15 protein-coding genes are annotated in these 16,921 nt (G+C 67.9%); 12 read left to right on the top strand and 3 right to left on the bottom strand.

The genetic code is table 11. The features are described 5' to 3' along the window. Nucleotides 1–831 carry a DedA family protein gene (locus CXR29_RS14995; RefSeq protein ID WP_127364973.1) on the bottom strand — a complete coding sequence of 277 codons (831 nt, stop codon included), beginning with the start codon at nucleotides 829–831 and terminating at the stop codon, nucleotides 1–3. A 129-nt stretch (nucleotides 832–960) separates the two neighbouring features. Between CXR29_RS14995 and CXR29_RS14990 the strand changes: the two genes are divergently transcribed. The 10 genes from CXR29_RS14990 to CXR29_RS14945 all read left to right on the top strand — a co-directional run bounded on the left by CXR29_RS14990 (nucleotide 961) and on the right by CXR29_RS14945 (nucleotide 12,852). Beyond that, nucleotides 961–1,353: a hypothetical protein gene (locus CXR29_RS14990; RefSeq protein ID WP_127364972.1), complete on the top strand. Its 393-nt coding sequence runs from the start codon at nucleotides 961–963 to the stop codon at nucleotides 1,351–1,353. Continuing rightward, nucleotides 1,289–2,842, top strand: coding sequence for a sensor histidine kinase (locus CXR29_RS14985; RefSeq protein WP_241241484.1), 1,554 nt, complete (start codon nucleotides 1,289–1,291; stop codon nucleotides 2,840–2,842). Before CXR29_RS14990 ends, CXR29_RS14985 begins: the two co-directional genes overlap by 65 nt. After that, the gene (locus CXR29_RS14980; RefSeq protein WP_101554556.1) at nucleotides 2,839–3,498 is read left to right on the top strand and encodes a response regulator transcription factor; all 660 of its coding nucleotides are present in this window, start codon (nucleotides 2,839–2,841) and stop codon (nucleotides 3,496–3,498) included. Before CXR29_RS14985 ends, CXR29_RS14980 begins: the two co-directional genes overlap by 4 nt. 63 nt (nucleotides 3,499–3,561) lie before the next feature. After that, complete coding sequence (locus CXR29_RS14975; RefSeq protein WP_127364970.1) at nucleotides 3,562–4,923, top strand: glycosyltransferase family protein; 1,362 nt, start codon at nucleotides 3,562–3,564, stop codon at nucleotides 4,921–4,923. 106 nt (nucleotides 4,924–5,029) lie between these two features. Beyond that, the gene (locus CXR29_RS14970) at nucleotides 5,030–6,277 is read left to right on the top strand and encodes a glycosyltransferase family 4 protein (RefSeq protein ID WP_420897599.1); all 1,248 of its coding nucleotides are present in this window, start codon (nucleotides 5,030–5,032) and stop codon (nucleotides 6,275–6,277) included. Continuing rightward, on the top strand, nucleotides 6,274–7,608 hold the full coding sequence (locus CXR29_RS14965; protein ID WP_127364968.1) for a glycosyltransferase family 4 protein: 1,335 nt from the start codon (nucleotides 6,274–6,276) through the stop codon (nucleotides 7,606–7,608). The genes CXR29_RS14970 and CXR29_RS14965 overlap by 4 nt, the downstream gene beginning before the upstream one ends. Continuing rightward, nucleotides 7,605–9,587, top strand: a complete 1,983-nt coding sequence (locus CXR29_RS14960) for an ABC transporter ATP-binding protein (protein ID WP_127364967.1) — start codon at nucleotides 7,605–7,607, stop codon at nucleotides 9,585–9,587. The genes CXR29_RS14965 and CXR29_RS14960 overlap by 4 nt, the downstream gene beginning before the upstream one ends. Continuing rightward, nucleotides 9,584–10,957, top strand: a complete 1,374-nt coding sequence (locus CXR29_RS14955) for a phosphotransferase family protein (RefSeq protein WP_127364966.1) — start codon at nucleotides 9,584–9,586, stop codon at nucleotides 10,955–10,957. Before CXR29_RS14960 ends, CXR29_RS14955 begins: the two co-directional genes overlap by 4 nt. Then, nucleotides 10,954–12,207 carry a phosphotransferase family protein gene (locus CXR29_RS14950; RefSeq protein WP_127364965.1) on the top strand — a complete coding sequence of 418 codons (1,254 nt, stop codon included), beginning with the start codon at nucleotides 10,954–10,956 and terminating at the stop codon, nucleotides 12,205–12,207. The genes CXR29_RS14955 and CXR29_RS14950 overlap by 4 nt, the downstream gene beginning before the upstream one ends. Before the next feature lie 9 nt (nucleotides 12,208–12,216). Continuing rightward, nucleotides 12,217–12,852, top strand: a complete 636-nt coding sequence (locus CXR29_RS14945; protein WP_127364964.1) for a hypothetical protein — start codon at nucleotides 12,217–12,219, stop codon at nucleotides 12,850–12,852. Between the two features lie 107 nt (nucleotides 12,853–12,959). Here CXR29_RS14945 and mgrA read toward each other — a convergent pair whose 3' ends face one another. Both mgrA and CXR29_RS14935 read right to left on the bottom strand, forming a co-directional pair. Then, on the bottom strand, nucleotides 12,960–14,000 hold the full coding sequence (gene mgrA, locus CXR29_RS14940) for an L-glyceraldehyde 3-phosphate reductase (protein ID WP_127364963.1): 1,041 nt from the start codon (nucleotides 13,998–14,000) through the stop codon (nucleotides 12,960–12,962). 188 nt (nucleotides 14,001–14,188) lie between these two features. Continuing rightward, nucleotides 14,189–14,509: a 4a-hydroxytetrahydrobiopterin dehydratase gene (locus CXR29_RS14935; RefSeq protein WP_127364962.1), complete on the bottom strand. Its 321-nt coding sequence runs from the start codon at nucleotides 14,507–14,509 to the stop codon at nucleotides 14,189–14,191. A gap of 314 nt (nucleotides 14,510–14,823) precedes the next feature. On the opposite strand from CXR29_RS14935, the gene CXR29_RS14930 reads away from it, so the two are divergent. Both CXR29_RS14930 and CXR29_RS14925 read left to right on the top strand, forming a co-directional pair. Further along, nucleotides 14,824–15,615: a GntR family transcriptional regulator gene (locus CXR29_RS14930; RefSeq protein ID WP_127364961.1), complete on the top strand. Its 792-nt coding sequence runs from the start codon at nucleotides 14,824–14,826 to the stop codon at nucleotides 15,613–15,615. Next, nucleotides 15,612–16,835, top strand: coding sequence for an anhydro-N-acetylmuramic acid kinase (locus CXR29_RS14925; protein ID WP_127364960.1), 1,224 nt, complete (start codon nucleotides 15,612–15,614; stop codon nucleotides 16,833–16,835). The genes CXR29_RS14930 and CXR29_RS14925 overlap by 4 nt, the downstream gene beginning before the upstream one ends. Nucleotides 16,836–16,921: the final 86 nt, after the last annotated feature.

The following is a 16,921-nucleotide window of genomic DNA, read 5'->3' as shown; positions in this document are numbered from 1 at the left end:
TCAGACCTGTTCCTTCTTCTGCTTGCGGTATTCCTTGAAGAAGCTGAAGGCGAAGATACCGACGATGAGGGCCAAGGTCAGCCACAGGGCGTACTTGTCGATGACCTTGAGGATGTCGACGGCGGCCTCTCCGAGCTGATAGCCCAGGAATGTCCAGATGAGCGTGAAGATGAGGCAGCCGAGGAGATCGGCGACGAGGAACAGCGACAGCCGCATCCGCGTCCATCCCGCGACGAGATAGACGAGGGTGCCCGGGATACCCGGGCAACGCGAGATCAGCGTCATGAGGAACAGCGCCCAGCTCGGGATCTTCTTCAGCTGGTTGATGCGTTTGAGCTGGCGCTCGTTCTGCGCGAAGAGCCGCAGCACACCGTCGCCCCAGCGGCGACCGGCCAGCCAGAACGCCCAATCGAGTTTGGCCATGCCGACGAAGCCTGCGACGACGACCAGCCACAGCGGAATCTCACCGACCCGGGCATAGGCGGCGGCAGCGACGATCGAGGTCTTCGCGCCGTTGATGAATTCCTGGACGACCGGAGCATGGACGAGCATCCACGGTCGCAGCGGCATGAGGCCGAGGTAGATGAGCGGGACGCCGATGATGATGAACAGCAGCAGCTTGTCGAGGCCGGCAGCCTTGCCCTGCCAGGGTTTGATCGCCGCCCACGGATTCTCCTTGGGGTCAGTCTCGGAGCCGGCATCCGGCTCGGTAGTCGCGGAACCGTCTGTCCATGCGGAACCGGTGTCCGGCTCGGTGGGCTCGGACGTCGTCGATGAGGAGTCTGCGGATACGGGCTCTGCCTCGTCGCGGTCCGCGCGATCGTCGCTCATCGGTGGGCTCCTGCGGGTCGTCGGTGCGGTCGGCGCTTACGGTATCACAGGCGCCCGAACATCCCGCTTAAGAAGACTCTCATCGCCTCCGGCTCGACTTTGCCGCAGGCCTTGGGCAATGTGGTCGGTATGGGTGGGCGATCGAAGATCCTCGGCTGGGTTGTGGCCGGTCTCGTCATCATGCTCGCACTGCTGACCGTCCTCATCGTGCGCAATACCGCCCAATCCGAACCGCCGGATCTCAGCCCGGTGGAAGTCACCCCCGAACCGACGGAGACCTCCGAGCCGACGATGCCCGATCCAGACGCCGACAGCTCTGCCGAGGCAGACTCCGGTGGCAGCGCCACCGACGGCCGCACATCGGACGGCAGAGAGTCCGGAGATGCGGACCCGCAGGAGATCGAGCACTCCTACGAACCGGTGCCCAACCCACCTCGCGAAGTCCCCGACGACGACGATGACGATGACGGCGACGATGATGACGATGACGATGACGATGACGGGGACGACGATGACGACTGAGCGGCGCGTCGGGCTGACCGTTCAGAACCGGCTGACCATCACCGTCGCCGCGCTGTCCGTGCTCACACTCTCTATCGTCGGCCTCATCCTCTACACCGTGGAGTCGAACAACGTGTCCAGCCGGACCACCGCCTCGATGTCCCAAGAGATCGACGAGATGCGGACGTTCTCCGAGAACGGAATCGACCCGCAGACCGGCAGACCATTCGCCTCCGTCGACGAGATCCTCAGCAATTTCCTCGCCCAGAACAGGCCGGACGAGGACGAGGTGCTCTTCGCCTTCCTCACCGACGGCAGAGTGCTCTATCAGGGCGAACCGGAGGACCTCCTCGGCAGTTCGAGCGCCTTCGAGAAGGCCGTGGCTGGTGCGGCCGAGAAAGGCGGGGAGATCCGCCTGACCGTCGGCGACGTCGAGTACGAAGGCTTCGTTCTGCCCATCACCGGCGCCGAGGCGGGAGCCGCCACGACCACGGACACCCAGACCGCGCCCACCGACTCGACGACCCGGACGAAGGGCGTCGGCGAAGTCGCGGGCGGAGCGGCCGCGACGAACGGGGCGGGAGCCTTCGTCGTCGTCCACAACGTCTCGGCCAGCCACGCCGACCTCGTGCAGATCATGCAGATCTATGTCGTCGTCGCGCTCGCCGCCACCCTGCTCATCGCCGGTCTCTCCTCACTTCTGGCGCGACGGCTGCTGTCACCGGTGACCGAGCTGAGGCGGACCGCACAGTCGATCTCCGGCGGTGACCTCAGCAGTCGCCTGAAGACGAAGGGCCATGACGACATTGCCGAACTCGGGCACACCTTCAATGACATGCTCGACCGTCTCGAGGCGGCTTTCGAAGCTCAGCGGCGGTTCCTCGACGATGTCGGGCATGAGCTGCGCACCCCGCTGACCATCCTCGGCGGTCACCTCGAGACGATGAATGCAGAGGACGTCGGTGACGTCGAGGAGACGCGGGCGATGCTGCTCGATGAGACGGATCGGATGGGCCGCCTCGTCGAAGAGCTGCTCCTGCTGGCCCGTGCCCGACGCCCTGATTTCGTGCGTTTCGCCGAGGTGGATATCACTGTGGTCGTGTCCGATTCCTTGGCGAAGGCCAAAGGACTGGGAGATCGGGAGTGGGGCCTCGAGGTGCCCGAAACGCTGAGTTTCCACGGAGACAGACAGCGCCTGACACAGGCGCTTCTCCAGCTGGCGTCCAATGCCGTCGAGCACACCGAGGACGGTCAGGTGATCGTCTTCGGTGCCCGCGACGACTCCGAATCCGTGCACATCTGGGTCCGCGACGAAGGCAAGGGCGTGCCCGACGAGATCGCCGAGGACATCTTCGATCGTTTCTGCCGCCGGTCGACCGACGGGGCCGGCTTCGGGCTGGGGTTGTCAATCATCACGGCCATCGCCGAGGCGCACGGAGGCACGGTCGTGCTCGACCCGACCACCATCGGTGCACAGTTCCGCATGATCCTGCCGAAAGGACAGAAGTGAAGAGCATTCTCGTGATCGAGGACGAACAGCGGATCTCCGCCTTCATCTCGAAGGGCCTGACCGCCGCCGGATTCGGTCCGCAGACCGCCGCCGACGGCCTCACCGGGCGAGACTTGGCCTTGACGGGAGACTTCGCACTCGTCATCCTCGACATCGGTCTGCCCGGACTCGACGGATTCAGCGTGCTGAGACATCTGCGCGAGCGACGACCCGAACTGCCGGTGCTCGTGCTCACCGCCCGGGACAACCCGGACGACACGATCTACGCTCTTGAGTCAGGGGCGGTCGACTATATGATCAAGCCCTTCCGGTTCGCGGAACTGCTGGCTCGGGTCCGTCTGCGGCTCAAGGAGAGTCCGCAGGAGCAGGAGGTCACGGAGCTCATTCGCGACGAGGTGCGCATCGACCTGCTCAAGAGACAGGTGTGGGTCAAAGACCGTCTCGTCGAGCTCTCCGCTCGGGAACTGTCCCTGGCCGAGATCCTGCTGCGCAACCGCGGCAACGTCCTCTCCCGCGGACAGCTGCTCTCCCATGTGTGGGGATTCGACTTCGACCCCGGCTCGAACGTCGTCGACGTCTATATCGGGTACCTGCGCAAGAAACTCGGCTCCGATTTCGTCACTACCGTGAGGGGCTTCGGATACCGCGTGGACTGAACCTAAGATCTTTCTCATCCGCGTCTTAACTTCATCTTAAGCACAGCCGACAAGCTGAGATGTATGAGAAGACGCTTGAGAGTCGCACTGTTCTCCCACGACTCGCTGGGACTGGGCCACATCCGCCGCAACCGGGCACTGGCTTTTGCGCTGGCCCGGGACCTGCCGGCACTGACCGGCCGTGAGGTCTCCGGTCTGCTCATCGCCAGCAGTCCCGAGGCCGCGCGATTCGACCTGCCGGATGGGTGGGACTGGGTGATCCTGCCCGGAGTCACTCCCGCACCCGGCGGCTACGTGCCCCGGGCGCTCGCCTCCTCGATGCAGGGGCTGAGGGCACTGCGGGCGGCGGCGATCTCGGCGATCCTCGATCAGCAGCGGCCCGAGCTCTTCATCGTCGACCGGCACCCCTTCGGCATCGGCGGCGAACTCGCCGAGGCCATAGACCGGGTTCGGGGCCACGGCTGCCGCACCGTCCTCGGCCTGCGCGAAGTCCTCGACACCCCGTCCGTCATCGCTGCCGAATGGGAGAAGGTCGGAGGGCCCGCACGCGTGGCCGAATCCTTCGACACGGTCTGGATCTACGGTGACCCGGACGTCTACGATCCCCGGTCCACCGGGGAAGTGCCGGCTCCGCTTGCGTCCAAGGCCGTGACCACCGGCTACCTGTCACAGGGCCGCCCCGCTGACGGCGGCCCACTGCCAGTGGGCGCCGACGCAGCGAGCGCGCAGCCGGTCGGTGCCGAAGCAGCCGACACCGCGGAGGCAGAGTTCGGTTCCGAGCGGTTCCTCCTCACCTGCCTCGGCGGGGGATCCGACGGCGGAAGCCTCGCCTCCATCGCCGTCGACGCCGATCCGCCCGACGGCCACCGTCACCTCATCGTCACAGGTCCGCAGATGGCCACCGAGGAGTTCGACCGACTGCGTGCACGTGCCGGTGGGGCCACCACCGTCATCCGCCACTGCGACGACATCCCCGGACTCGTCGCCTCCGCCGAGGCGGTCGTGTGCATGGGCGGCTACAACACTCTGGCCGAGCTCATGGCCACCGATACTCCCGCGCTTGTCGTCCCCCGCAAGGGTCATCGGGCCGAGCAGCCCAGGCGGGCATTCGCCCTCTCCGCAGCCGGAGCGGTCGATGCCCATACGATCGAGCGCCTCGACGCCGATGTGCTCAGCGAATGGTTCGCCGGCCGGGTCGGGCGACCCACAGACCGCTCCCATATCGATCTCACCGGATTGGCCACCGTTCCCCGCCTGGCAGCGGACCTCATCGCAGATGACCGCGCCGAGGCAACGGCACTCGCATCCGAACCGGCACCGACGACGGCGGCCCTGCCGATCTCTGCGACCGCACCGACCGTGACCGACACAGCACCGTCCGCCCGTCTGTCCATCGCTCTGGAGGAGACCAGCCATGCTGTCTGAACAGACACCAACCATTTCGACGCCGGCCACGCCGACACCGCGTCCACCGGCAACCACGACCGCTCCGACGGAAAGACATCCCGGCCGCCGTGCCTATGTACTCAAGATGTACCCGCGGTTCTCCGAGACCTTCATCGTCTCCGAGATCCTCGCCCGCGAAGCCGCCGGAGAGGACCTCGTCATCTTCTCCCTGCGCCCGAGCACGGACACCCGCTTCCACCCCGAACTCGCCCGCGTCCGCGCCGAGGTCATCCACATCGACCGGCCCTCGAGTGCCCGCAGCTTCTGGCAGACCTTCGCCGAGGCGGCAGCGGAACCGCGCATGGCCGCGGCAGTGCCCGGCCGCCTCGGCGAGCTCATGGAATTGGGCCACGATGATGCGATCCAAGCTCTCACCCTCGCCCGGTTGGCCCTCGACCACGAGGTCACCCACCTGCACGCGCACTTCGCATCGGTGTCGACAACCGTGGCCCGGGCCGCCTCGGCGCTGACGGGGATTCCCTACTCCTTCACCACGCATGCGAAGGACATCTTCCACGAGGATGTCGTGCTCACAGATCTGGCCCGCAAGACCGCGGACGCCGACCATGTCGTCGCGATCAGCGAATACAACCGCCGCTATCTGTCCACGGTGCTCGGCCCCGAGCTGGCCGACCGGATCCTCGTTGTGCGCAACGGCCTCGAACTCGACCGATTCCCGTACCGGCCCAGGCAGGAAACGACGGGGGAGGTGCCCTCACTGCTGGCCGTCGGCCGCCTCGTCGAGAAGAAGGGGTTCGCCCATCTCCTCGACGCGCTCGCCCGCCTCCGCAGGGAAGGAACGGATTGCCGCCTCGACCTCGTGGGCACCGGCCCCCTCGAGGAGGATCTGCGGTCCCAGTCCCACGCACTCGGACTCGACGACCTCGTCACCTTCCACGGAGCGCTGACTCAGGCCGAGGTCCGCGACATGCTCACCGACCATGACATCCTCGTCTCCCCGTTCGTCATCGGCTCCGACGGCAACGCCGACGGCCTGCCCACCGTGCTGCTCGAGGGCATGGCCACCGGAATTCCCTGCATCGCCGGGGCCGTCACCGCCGTGCCCGAGGTCATCGACCATGGCGGGACCGGGTGGCTCGTCGACGGCACCGATGAGGCGAACATCGCCTCCACCATCGCCGAGGTGGCCGCCGCCCTCCGCACGGATCCCGCCCGCATCCGTGCGGTCACCGATGCCGCCCGCGACCGGGTATGCCGTTTGCACGACTCGGCCGTCCAAGCGGGGCAGCTCGCGAGCCTGGCCGACGCTGCGGCGGTGCCTGGGGCAGTCCCTGCCGTTCCGACCGTCCGTGAAATGGAGTCAGTGTCATGAGAATCGCCTATGTCCTCCTCGACCCCGGCATCGGAGTCTTCGGCACGAAAGGTGCCAGCGTCCACGTCCAGGAAGTCGTGCGCACCTTCCGAACACTCGGTCATGAGGTCAGCGTCTTCTGCACCCGCACCGATGACGACGTGCCCGCCGATCTCGCCGACCTCGATGTCACCCGGCTCGAGGTGCCGCGCGGTCTCGACCGCTCCCAGCGTGAGATCGCTCTGCTGCGACTGTCCGATATGCTCGCCGACCTGGTCACGGACACGGCGGTCGCCCCGGGGCAGGGGTTCGACCTCGTCTACGAACGGTATTCGCTGCTCTCCACGGCCGGGGCTCGGATCGGTCAGCGCCTCGACGTGCCTTTGATCATGGAGGTCAATGCGCCTCTGCTCGACGAGCAGCGGACCCACCGCGGACTCGTCCACGCCGAACACGCCGCCCGTGCCACCGCGGCGAGCTTTGCCGGAGCCGCACGCATCGTGTGCGTGAGCGAACTCGTCGCCGACTGGGTCCGCACCGACTATCCCGGCCTCGACGACGTCAGCGTCGTCCCGAACGGAGTGAACACGCAACGCATCACCCCACGGTCAGATCACGGCCGCCTCGGCGGGGAAGGATGCGGGTCGCCCAGCGGTGACGCGATACGAGAGGACCGCCCCGGTGGGGGACCTGCGAATGTTCACGGTCCGGTGCGGATCGGGTTCGTCGGCACGCTCAAACCCTGGCACGGCACGGATCGGCTCATCGCCGCCTGCGCCGGACTGGTCGGGGATTTTCACGTCGACATCGTCGGCCACGGCCCCGAATCCGAGGCGCTCGAGAACCGGGTGCGTACGCTCGGGTTGGACGGACGTGTGCACTTCCACGGTGCCATCGCCCCCGAAGCCGTGCCGGAGGCGCTGCGAGAATTCGACATCGCGGTCGCCCCCTACCCGGCGGGGGAGAACTACTTCTCGCCACTCAAGGTCTACGAATACCTGGCCGCCGGACTGCCCGTCGTTGCCTCGTCGGTCGGCGCGATCCCCGGCGTGCTCGCAGGAACCGGAGCCGCGATCCTCACCGACCCGGCCGACACCGCTGATCTCACCCGCGCCCTGCAGAGACTCATCGACGACGCCGAACTGCGCACGACGATGGGAGCACGCGCCCGCGCAGAGGCCCTGACCCGCCATTCCTGGACCCGTCGGTGCCAACAGATCCTCGCACCGGTGACGGGAACCGCCGGCGACACAGCCGCCGGAGAAACCGCCGCCGTCGATGCCGGTGCCGCCCCCATCGACATGAGGATGCCGGTGTCAGGACGGCACCCCGCCTCGGCGGTGATCTCATGAGCGGCAAGAAGCTCACGGCCTCGGCGCTGCGGCGGACCCTGCGGATCATCCGTCCGCACCTGCGCCGGCACACGTGGCTGATCATCGGCGGGATGGCCGCACTGCTGGCCGACGTCGTCTTCCGCATCCTCGAACCCTGGCCGATCAAGATCGCCGTCGACGCCGTCACCGCGGCCCTGGGCGCCCAGATCGCCCCGACGTTCGGTCTCGACGCCGGAGTCGGCACGACGCTCGCGGTCGTGGCCATCGGCCTGGCCGTCATCGTCGGCGGACGGGCCGCGGCGAACTACGCCTCGACGATCTGCTTCGCCCTCGCCGGCGCACGCGTGGCCACCCAACTGCGCTCACGCGTGTTCGACCACGTCCAGTCCCTGTCGCTGCGCTACCACTCGAAGGCCTCGATCGGAGACACCTCACAGCGACTCGTCGGTGACATCGGACGGCTGCAGGAGGTCGCCGTCACCGCGGGCCTGCCCCTGGTCGGCAATGTCATCACCCTCGCCGTCCTGCTCGTCGTCATGGTCATCCTCGACCCGGTGCTCAGCGCCATCGTGCTCGTCACGGCGGCGGTCTACGGACTGCTGTCGAAGGCGGCGACCCCGAAGATCACGAAGGCCTCCCGGTCCACCCGCAAGGGCGAGGGCCGACTCGTCGGATCCGCCGCCGAGGCGCTCGGTGCCATCCGCGTCGTCCAGGCCTACGGACTCGAGAAGACCGTGGCCCGCGACTTCGCCGACGGCAACGAACGCGCACTCAAAGCTGGGGTGCGGGCACGCCGTCTGGCCGCCGGGCTCGAACGCTCCACGGATGTCCTCGTCGGCATCTCGCAGGCCCTCGTTCTCGCCTTCGGCGGGTGGCAGGTGCTGCGCGGGGCGATGTCCCCGGGTGACCTCGTCCTCTTCCTCCTCTACCTCAAGATCGCGATGAAGCCGCTGCGGGACATGGCCAAATACACCGGCCGGATCGCCCGCGCGGCCGCCTCGGGGGAGAGGATCGCCGACCTCCTCGACGAACCCGTCGAGATCGCCGACGCCCCCGACGCCGTGTCCATGGGCCCGGTCTGCGGCGACGTCGTCTTCAACCGCATCACCTCGACCGATGGGCACGGCAGGCCGCTGTTCGACGAGCTCGATCTGCTCATTCCAGCAGGACAGAAGATCGGCATACTCGGTGCCTCCGGGGCCGGAAAATCGACCCTGATGAGCTACCTGATGCGGCTGTCTCAACCGGACTCCGGTTCGATCTACCTCGACGGCTACGACACCCACAACGTCACCCGCGCCTCCCTGCGGCAGAACGTGTCCGTCCTCCTCCAGGAGTCCGTGCTCTTCGCCGCGAGCGTGCGTGAGAACATCCGGTACGGCCGGCTCGACGCCACCGACGCCGAGGTGGTCGCCGCCGCCCGTGCGGCCCGTGCCGATGAGTTCATCCGCTCTCTTCCCGACGGCTACGACACCGAGCTCGGCAACCGCGGAGACACGCTCTCCGGCGGGCAGCGGCAGCGCCTGGCCATCGCCCGGGCCCTGGTCCGCGACGCCCCGGTCGTCGTCTTCGACGAAGCGACGACGGGGCTCGACCCGCAGACCCGCGCCGAGGTGGCCGACTCCGTGACCGCGCTGACACGGGGGCGCACGAGCATCGTCATCAGCCACGACGTGGCGATGATCCGCGACCTTGACCGGGCGGTGTGGCTCGAGAACGGGCGGATCGTCGAAGACGGTACGCCGAGCGAACTCGCGGCGGCCGAGGGCAGCCGGTTCGCGCGGTGGATCCGCTCGCAGGCCGACGAGGCCGACAGCGTGCCCGGTGGGATGTCCGACCCGATGTCCGCGGGACCGCCAGCGCCCGCGGCGTCCGACGCCCCGGTTCAGGCCCCGGTGCTCGACTCGGTTCCGGTCGCGGCTCCTGACGTGGTGCCGCGACCGGCAGAGCCGCCGACCATCGGCAGAGCATCCGTCCAGGTAGGAGCCGCATCATGACCGCATCGGCAGTCGACACCGTGGACACGCGGTTCGCGCAGCTGCCCTTTATCGACCAGCTGCGATCCGGGGAGGAGCTGTCCCGGCAGCTGGGCTTCGCGGTTCGGCCTCTTCGGATCCGCGTGAAGCCGGGGCGCGGCGCCATCGTCGCATGGCGGCGAGAGGTGGCCGGCCACCTCGGCGAGTTCGCCGACTGGGGGTTCACCGCGGTGCTGACGAGCCCGGACAAACTCGCCAATGCGCGGCGGCGTGCCGCCCGGAACAAACAGGAGCTGACCATCCACGAGGCGGCCGAACCGCAGTCGGCGGGTGCGACGGGCGCCGTGCTGGTCAGCGGTGGGGTGCTTGCCGACCCCAGGCTCGGCAAGCCCGTCGCGCGGGCGCTCGACCACCTCGGCGGGGATTTGGAGATCATCGGCTACAACCCCGCGCGGCGGCTGCTGCTCAAACACACCCCGGTCGGCGAGGCGCCGGAATTCGTGCGGATCAGTGCGGAATCCCAGACCCACCTCGCCGAGGCGGCCCAACGGTGGCAGAGGGCCCAGCTGCCGAGCCTGCCGGTCGAGTTCGTCGGCCGTCGCCGCACCGCCACCCGTTCGCCGTGGTGGGGGACCGGTGACCTGCACGGACACCCGAACCCGACTGTCGCCGAAGAGGTCGGCGTGATCGTCGCCGAGCTGCACCGAGGTGGTCCGGCAGAGGAGGACGGGCGCGCGACTGGCAACCCGATCGATCAGGGCGAGGCCGTCGAACAGGGCGAGACAGTCTGCCGGTCACTCGTTCGGCTGCTGCCGGAACGAGAGGCGGATGTCGCCGGGTTGCTCGACGGACTGCGACCGCGCGTCGGAGCGGAGCCGGATCTGCGGGAGATCCACGGAGACCTCAGCCCCGACCAGGTGCTCATCGGCCATTCCGAATGCCGGATCATCGACCTCGACCGAGCCGGAAGCGGGCCGATCGGGATGGACCTGGGCCGGTGGATCGCCGCCTGCCGCGGCAACACCGAGCTGCACGAGCTCGAGCAGCCCTTCCTCGACGGCTACCGTGCGGCCGGCGGAGAGGAGACCGACCTCGGCGCGTGGGCGGCCTGGGCGATGCTGGTGTCCGCCCTCGAACCGTGGCGCAGCTGCTCTGCGACCTGGAAGGCCGAGACGATGCGGATCATCGACTCTGCGATCGGCGCACTTGCGAGCGGGACGCACAGTCCGTGTGGTGGGACGTGCAACCCGGAGGGCGGGACGCATAACTCGGCGGGCGGGGCTCGCAGTCAAGCTGACGGGACACACAGTCCGGAGGGCAGGACGCACAGCGCGGGCGACGGGCCCGTCAGTCCGAGTGGCGGCGCTTGCCGGGAAGGAGCGACGGCATGAGCACGGAGGATGCCGACACCGCTGTGCACATCCCTGACACGGTCACGATCGACGGGCTGGACTGGCCGGTGCGACGTGCTTGGCCGGCGAGTCGAGGTCGCATTGCGTGGGAAGCGGTGCATCCGAGTCACGGGATCCGGGTCGGTTACCTCGACGAACAACGCGTGAGGGTCCTCGACGCGGCCCGCGACCCGAAACTGCCCGGACTCACCGGGCAGCTCGAGCGGGGAGGCCGACTGGTCTCGCACCGGCCGGGCAAGCGTGCCGTCGTCCGACTGCCCGACGGCACCTTCGCGAAATGCGTACGCGACGGCAGGGCCTCTGATGTCATCGCCGGGCAGCGCCGCGCAGCGGGATTCCTCCCCGGTTTCACACTCCCGCAGGTCCTGCGGTCCGACACCTCGACGGTGGTGCTCAGCGGGGTGCCCGGAGTCGAACTCCACGATCCTGCCGAGCTCGGTGGAAACTGGTCGCGAGCCTGGGCCGAGTCCCTCGGCGCCTGGGCGAAGGCGACGCCCCCGACTGCGACGATGCCCGTCCACGACGCCGCTGCCGAGGCCGATGTCCTCCGCACCTGGCGCGACCGTGTCCGGTCCGTGCTCGGCGCCGACTCCGTGCCCTGGACGGGCGCTCGCAGGACTGCCACAGACCGGACGAGTACTGATCGGACGGGCACCGATCGGACGGCCAGACGTAGGACTGGCACTGACCGGACGGACACAGACCGGGCTGGCACTGACCTGGAAGCGATCGACGAGCTCATCGCCGAGGTCACGAACGAGCTCACCGCTGGGGCTGCGGCTGAACCTGATGGCCAGGCCACGGTCGAACGAAATGGCGGGGCCGCCTCGGCGAGGGACGGATCTTTCGGACTCATCCACAGGGACCTGCACGACAAACAGATCATGTGGGATCCGGTCGCCGGACCGGGGCTGCTCGATGTCGACACGGCCTGTATGGGCGAACGTGCACTCGATCTCGGCAACCTTCTAGCCCACGCGCGGTGGCGCACCGACCAGGGTCTGTGGACCCCCGCCGAGGCGGCCGTGGTCATCGAAGAAATCGCCAGGGTCGCCTCGGCGATAGGGATCGATCCGGGCAGGGTGAGCGTGTATGAGCGGGCCACCCTTATCCGACTCGCGTGCGTCTATGCGTTCAGACCGCGGTGGCGCGATCACACGGGGGCGCTGCTCGACGCTGTCGAGGCCAGCTGGTCCGAGGCGGTGGGGCGGCAGGCGTCGACACGCTAGTCTGGACGCATGTTGGTGCGTGACCGGAACGCGTGGGTGCTGCCGGCGAATCCCCGCGCCGTGTCCAGGATCTCAGGGTATTCGCGGATCGTCGGGATCGTCTGCGCGATCATCGGTGGGTGGGCGCTGCTCTGCGGTCTCGGTTTCCTGCTGTTCGGAGGCTTCCTCCTCGACGCGATCTCCACAGCTGATTCGGGCAACAAGGCCATCGCCCGATGGGCGATCGGCGGAGGGGTCACGGTATGCGGAGTCGTCTTCACGACTGTCGCCGTCGTCATTCTCCGGCGGGTCCGATCCCTGCGCAAGGTCGCGCGGCAACCGGTGCTCACCGTCGACGTGCACGGGATCTCGGTGGTTGGTATGGGCTCGGTGGCCTACGCAGATCTCGTCTCGATCCACGCTCGCATCGGGCCCCGGCCGATCCTGTGGTCGACGACCATGGGCAAGACCGCAGGCAATGAGCTGGCAGCCACGCTGGTCGGCAGATCGCGCATCATCCACGAGCTCGTCATCCGTCGGCGCGACGGCCCGGACATTCGGGGCGACCTGTCCATGCACACGAGCCCAGCAAGCTTCACGCAGCTTATCGATCAGCTGCGGGGGCTCCTCGCTCCGTACTCGATCCCCGTCGAATTTCACCGCTGAACGCGGCCGCGCCTCATTCCGCTGTGCTGCGGCCGCGTCTCACTCTGCGGTGCTGCGGTCGCGCTTGACTCCGGCCGCGCCACACTCCGGGGTGGTGCGGCCGCGCTTCATTCCGCTGTGCTGCGACGGGCATCGCCCCAGATGTCGACACCCGAGTCGACAGCGAACTCGTCGATCGCCTTCTCTTCATCGGCTCTCAGCGGCGCGGCATCGAGGGCCGCGACATTGTGCTCGAGCTGTTCGACCCGGCTGGCCCCGATGACCAGCGAGGACACCCGTTCGTCGCGCAGCGCCCAGGCCAGTGCCATCTGCGCCAGGGACTGTCCGCGGGCGGCGGCGATGTCGCCCAGCGACCGGATGCGGGCGAGGTTGCCCTCACTGAGGAACCCGTCCCTGAACGACGGCGTGGACCTGCCGGCACGCGAATCCGCAGGCACGCCTCCGAGATACTTGCCCGTGAGCAGACCCTGCGCCAAAGGGGAGAAGCAGATGACGCCGAGACCTTCGTCGTCGGTGGTCTCGAGCAGCCCGTCGTCTTCGATCCACCGGTTGATCATCGAGTAGGAGGGCTGGTGGATGAGCAGCGGGGTGCCGAGGTCGCGCGCGATCTGTGAGGCACGGGCAGTGTCGGCCGCGGAGTATGAGGAGATGCCAGCGTAGAGGGCGCGACCCGATCGCACCGCGGTGTCGAGAGCACCGATGGTCTCCTCGAGAGGAGTCGTCGCATCGGGACGGTGGGAGTAGAAGATGTCGACATAGTCGAGGCCGAGCCGGCGCAACGAGGCATCGAGGCTGGCCAGCAGGTATTTGCGGCTGCCTCCCGGACCTCCATAGGGACCCGGATGCATGTTCCAGCCGGCCTTCGTCGAGATGATGAGCTCATCGCGGTAGGGGCGGAGGTCCTCGCGCAGCAGCCGACCGAAGTTCGTCTCCGCCGAACCCGGAGGAGGGCCGTAGTTGTTCGCCAGGTCGAAGTGCGTGATGCCCAGGTCGAAGGCTCGGCGGACGATGTCGCGCTGGTTCTGGAACGCGACGTCGTCGCCGAAGTTGTGCCACAGGCCCAACGACAGGGCGGGCAGGACGAGCCCGGACCGGCCGACTGGGCGATAGGTCATCGAGTCGTAGCGGTTCTCGGCGGCTTGGTACACGCTGTCTCCCGGGATACGCAGGGTTGGTCGGTCTCAGGTTAGTACAGTCCGTGTCCGCAGGCATGGAGCGTGTGCGACGGCAGTCTCCGCGTTGTGATCCGCCCGGTGCTTGGACCCGTCCGGTGAACGAACGGTCGGCTGACCGGCAATAAGGAGCGGTCGGTCAGGCGGCGATGGGGAGCGGTCGGTCAGTCGGCGATGGGGTCCGCCTTCACCCCTGCCGAGGCGGCCAGCTTGCTGATCGTCACGGCGAGGTCGAGGTCGCGTTCGGTCACGGCGTCGGTGTCGTGGCTGGTCAGCTGAATGTCGACGTGCGGGAACGTCAGGGTGATGTCGGGGTGGTGGCCGGCCTCCTCGGCGGCGGCACCGATCTTGTTGACGAGGTCGAGGCCGGTGGCGAAGTCGCCGGTGAGCAGCCGCGTTCCGATCGAGTCATTGCGGGCCTGCCAGTCGGCCAGGCCCTTGTCGTTGAGTGTGTCGAGCAGTTCCTGTCCGGTATATGCAGTCATATCCCCATGCTAGGAACCTCAACGGCATTCGTGAACCCCTCTCCCCTCCAGCCTTGCGCAGGCCGACAGCGCCTCAGGTAACGCGAAACTCGAAAAAGGCGTCACTGGCGACGACATTTTCGAGTTTCGCGTTACCTGAGCAGGAGCGCACGGAGGCGGGCGCGCACGGAGGCGGGCGCGCACGGAAGCGGGCGCGCACGGAGGCGGGCGCGCACGGAATTCGCGAGCGCGGCGATAGGTCGAACTCCCCGCTCCCGACATAAAATAGACCAGTGGTCTTGAAATCAGGGTGTGTCCTGTGCCTCAATGGTGGTGTGACGAAATTCCACGCCATCCGCGACCAGCTCCTCGACCGCCTCGAGAGCATGGCCGCCGGTGAGCAGTTCCCTCCGGAACGACAGCTCGCCGAGACTCTCGGCATCTCGCGGATGACCCTGCGCCGCGCCATCGACGAACTCGTCGCCAAAGGCATGGTCCGCAGGCGTCACGGCACGGGAGTCTTCGCACTCGGTCCGAAACTCGACCAACCGCTTGCGGCGAGCTCCTTCACCGAGGACATGCTCGCCCGCGGAATGCGTCCCGGGTCCCATATCCTCAGCTTCGACACCGCCGAGGCGGGCGCGCACGTCGCTCGCCGACTCCACATCGCCGAAGGCGACGAGGTCATCGCGATCCTGCGCCTGCGCCTGGCCGACGACGAACCGATCGCCCTCGAAGAACTCCATGTCCCCTCGGTTCTCGTGCCGGGGCTGAGCGCCGACGACCTCGAGGACCAGTCCTTCTACGAACTGCTGCGCCGGAACTTCGGCATCCGCCTCAACCACAGTGTGCAGACGATCGAACCGACCCTCCTCGACGCCGCTGAAGCGAAGCACCTCGGCGTCGAAGAGCTCTCACCGGCGCTGCTGTTCGAACGCATCTCCCGCGGAGCCGATGACCGCCCCTTCGAGTTCGTCCGCTCCGTCTACAGAGGCGACCGTTACAAGGTCCGCACCGAACTCACCGTCCCCGCCCCGGCCGCAGCCGAAGCCGTTCCCACCGACACCGTCCCAACCGGCACCGCTCCGGCCGCCGTTCCCGACCACACAGGAGGATTGCAGCCATGATCATCGCCGGACTCATGACCGGAACCTCCGCCGACGGCCTCGACCTCGTCATCGTCGAATTCCGGCCCGACCCCATCAGCGACACGGAACCCACCCCCACCTTCGACCTCGTCGGCGCCGACCCCACCACCCTGACCGTGCGGATCCTCGCCGAACGCGAAACCCCGTTCGACGACCGGCTCTCCGCCGACATCCTTCGCCTTCTCGAACCGGCAGAGCTGCCGTTGTCGCTGGTCAGCAGCGTCGACGCCCGGCTCGGACGCTTCTGCGCCGACGCCCTGTCCGAACTCTGCACCGACCACGACCTGACTCCCGACCTCATCGTCAGCCACGGTCAGACGGTCCGCCACGACATCTCCGACGGACACGTCACGTCGACCCTCCAGCTCGGACAGCCGGCGTTCATCGCCGAACGCCTCGGCGTGCCCGTGCTCTCCGACGTCCGTTCCCGTGACGTCGCTGCTGGGGGACAGGGCGCCCCGCTCGTCGGGCTGCTCGATTCCCTTCTGCTCTCCGACGCCGAGGCGCCGGCCGCGGTGCTCAACCTCGGCGGAATCGCGAACATCACCGTCATCGCGCCAGGCCAGGATCCCATCGCCTTCGACACGGGACCGGCCAACGCCCTCATCGACATCCTCGCCCGCCGCATCACCGACGGTCGGCAGGGCTATGACCGCGACGGCACGCTCGCCGCGGCCGGCGCCGTCGACGAGGATCTGCTCGCCGCACTCCTCACCGAACCCTTCTACGCACGTCCCGCCCCGAAATCGACGGGCAAGGAACTCTTCCACGCCGCCTACCTCGACTCATACCTCGAAGCCCACCCCCACCTCGGCGAGCATGATCAGATCGCCACGGTCACCGCGCTGACCGCGCGCACCATCGCCGAGGCGGTCCGAGACCACAATGTCACCACCGTCATCGCCTCGGGAGGTGGGACGAGGAATCCGGAGCTGATGCGCCGCCTCGGCGAGGAATTGGGTGACGGTGTCACCCTCACGAGCACCGACCAAGCCTTCGGGCTGCCCGAAGGCAGCAAGGAAGCCCTGCTCATGGCACTCCTCGGATGGCTGAGCTGGCACGGACTCGACGGCACACAGCCCAGCCTGACCGGGGCGATCGGGCCGCGCATCGCGGGTCGGTTCACCCCCGGTGACGGACCGCTGCGGCTGCCCGAACCCCTCCACCGACGACCCGCTCGGCTGAGACTGACCGACTGAACCGCGGCCGGACTGAACCGCAGCCGGCACCGTCCGCGCGATCTCACCGGCACACCGACCACGACTGACCAACCCAACCCGACACA

The sequence above is a fragment of the Brevibacterium linens genome (assembly GCF_003999335.1).
GTDB classification, from domain to species: Bacteria; Actinomycetota; Actinomycetes; order Actinomycetales; family Brevibacteriaceae; genus Brevibacterium; species Brevibacterium linens.
The sequence above is the reverse complement of the archived record's forward strand: the minus strand, read 5'-3'. Positions and strand labels throughout refer to the sequence as shown.

Bases quoted from the DNA above. Each gene is read 5' to 3' on its own strand.
- CXR29_RS14990 (WP_127364972.1), top strand. From the start codon at position 961: ATGGGTGGGCGATCGAAGATCCTCGGCTGGGTTGTGGCCGGTCTCGTC.
- CXR29_RS14945 (WP_127364964.1), top strand. From the start codon at position 12,217: ATGTTGGTGCGTGACCGGAACGCGTGGGTGCTGCCGGCGAATCCCCGC.
- CXR29_RS14925 (WP_127364960.1), top strand. From the start codon at position 15,612: ATGATCATCGCCGGACTCATGACCGGAACCTCCGCCGACGGCCTCGAC.
- CXR29_RS14995 (WP_127364973.1), bottom strand. From the start codon at position 831: ATGAGCGACGATCGCGCGGACCGCGACGAGGCAGAGCCCGTATCCGCA.
- CXR29_RS14955 (WP_127364966.1), top strand. From the start codon at position 9,584: ATGACCGCATCGGCAGTCGACACCGTGGACACGCGGTTCGCGCAGCTG.
- CXR29_RS14965 (WP_127364968.1), top strand. From the start codon at position 6,274: ATGAGAATCGCCTATGTCCTCCTCGACCCCGGCATCGGAGTCTTCGGC.
- CXR29_RS14950 (WP_127364965.1), top strand. From the start codon at position 10,954: ATGAGCACGGAGGATGCCGACACCGCTGTGCACATCCCTGACACGGTC.
- CXR29_RS14935 (WP_127364962.1), bottom strand. From the start codon at position 14,509: ATGACTGCATATACCGGACAGGAACTGCTCGACACACTCAACGACAAG.
- CXR29_RS14960 (WP_127364967.1), top strand. From the start codon at position 7,605: ATGAGCGGCAAGAAGCTCACGGCCTCGGCGCTGCGGCGGACCCTGCGG.
- CXR29_RS14985 (WP_241241484.1), top strand. From the start codon at position 1,289: ATGACGATGACGGCGACGATGATGACGATGACGATGACGATGACGGGG.
- CXR29_RS14970 (WP_420897599.1), top strand. From the start codon at position 5,030: ATGTACCCGCGGTTCTCCGAGACCTTCATCGTCTCCGAGATCCTCGCC.
- CXR29_RS14975 (WP_127364970.1), top strand. From the start codon at position 3,562: ATGAGAAGACGCTTGAGAGTCGCACTGTTCTCCCACGACTCGCTGGGA.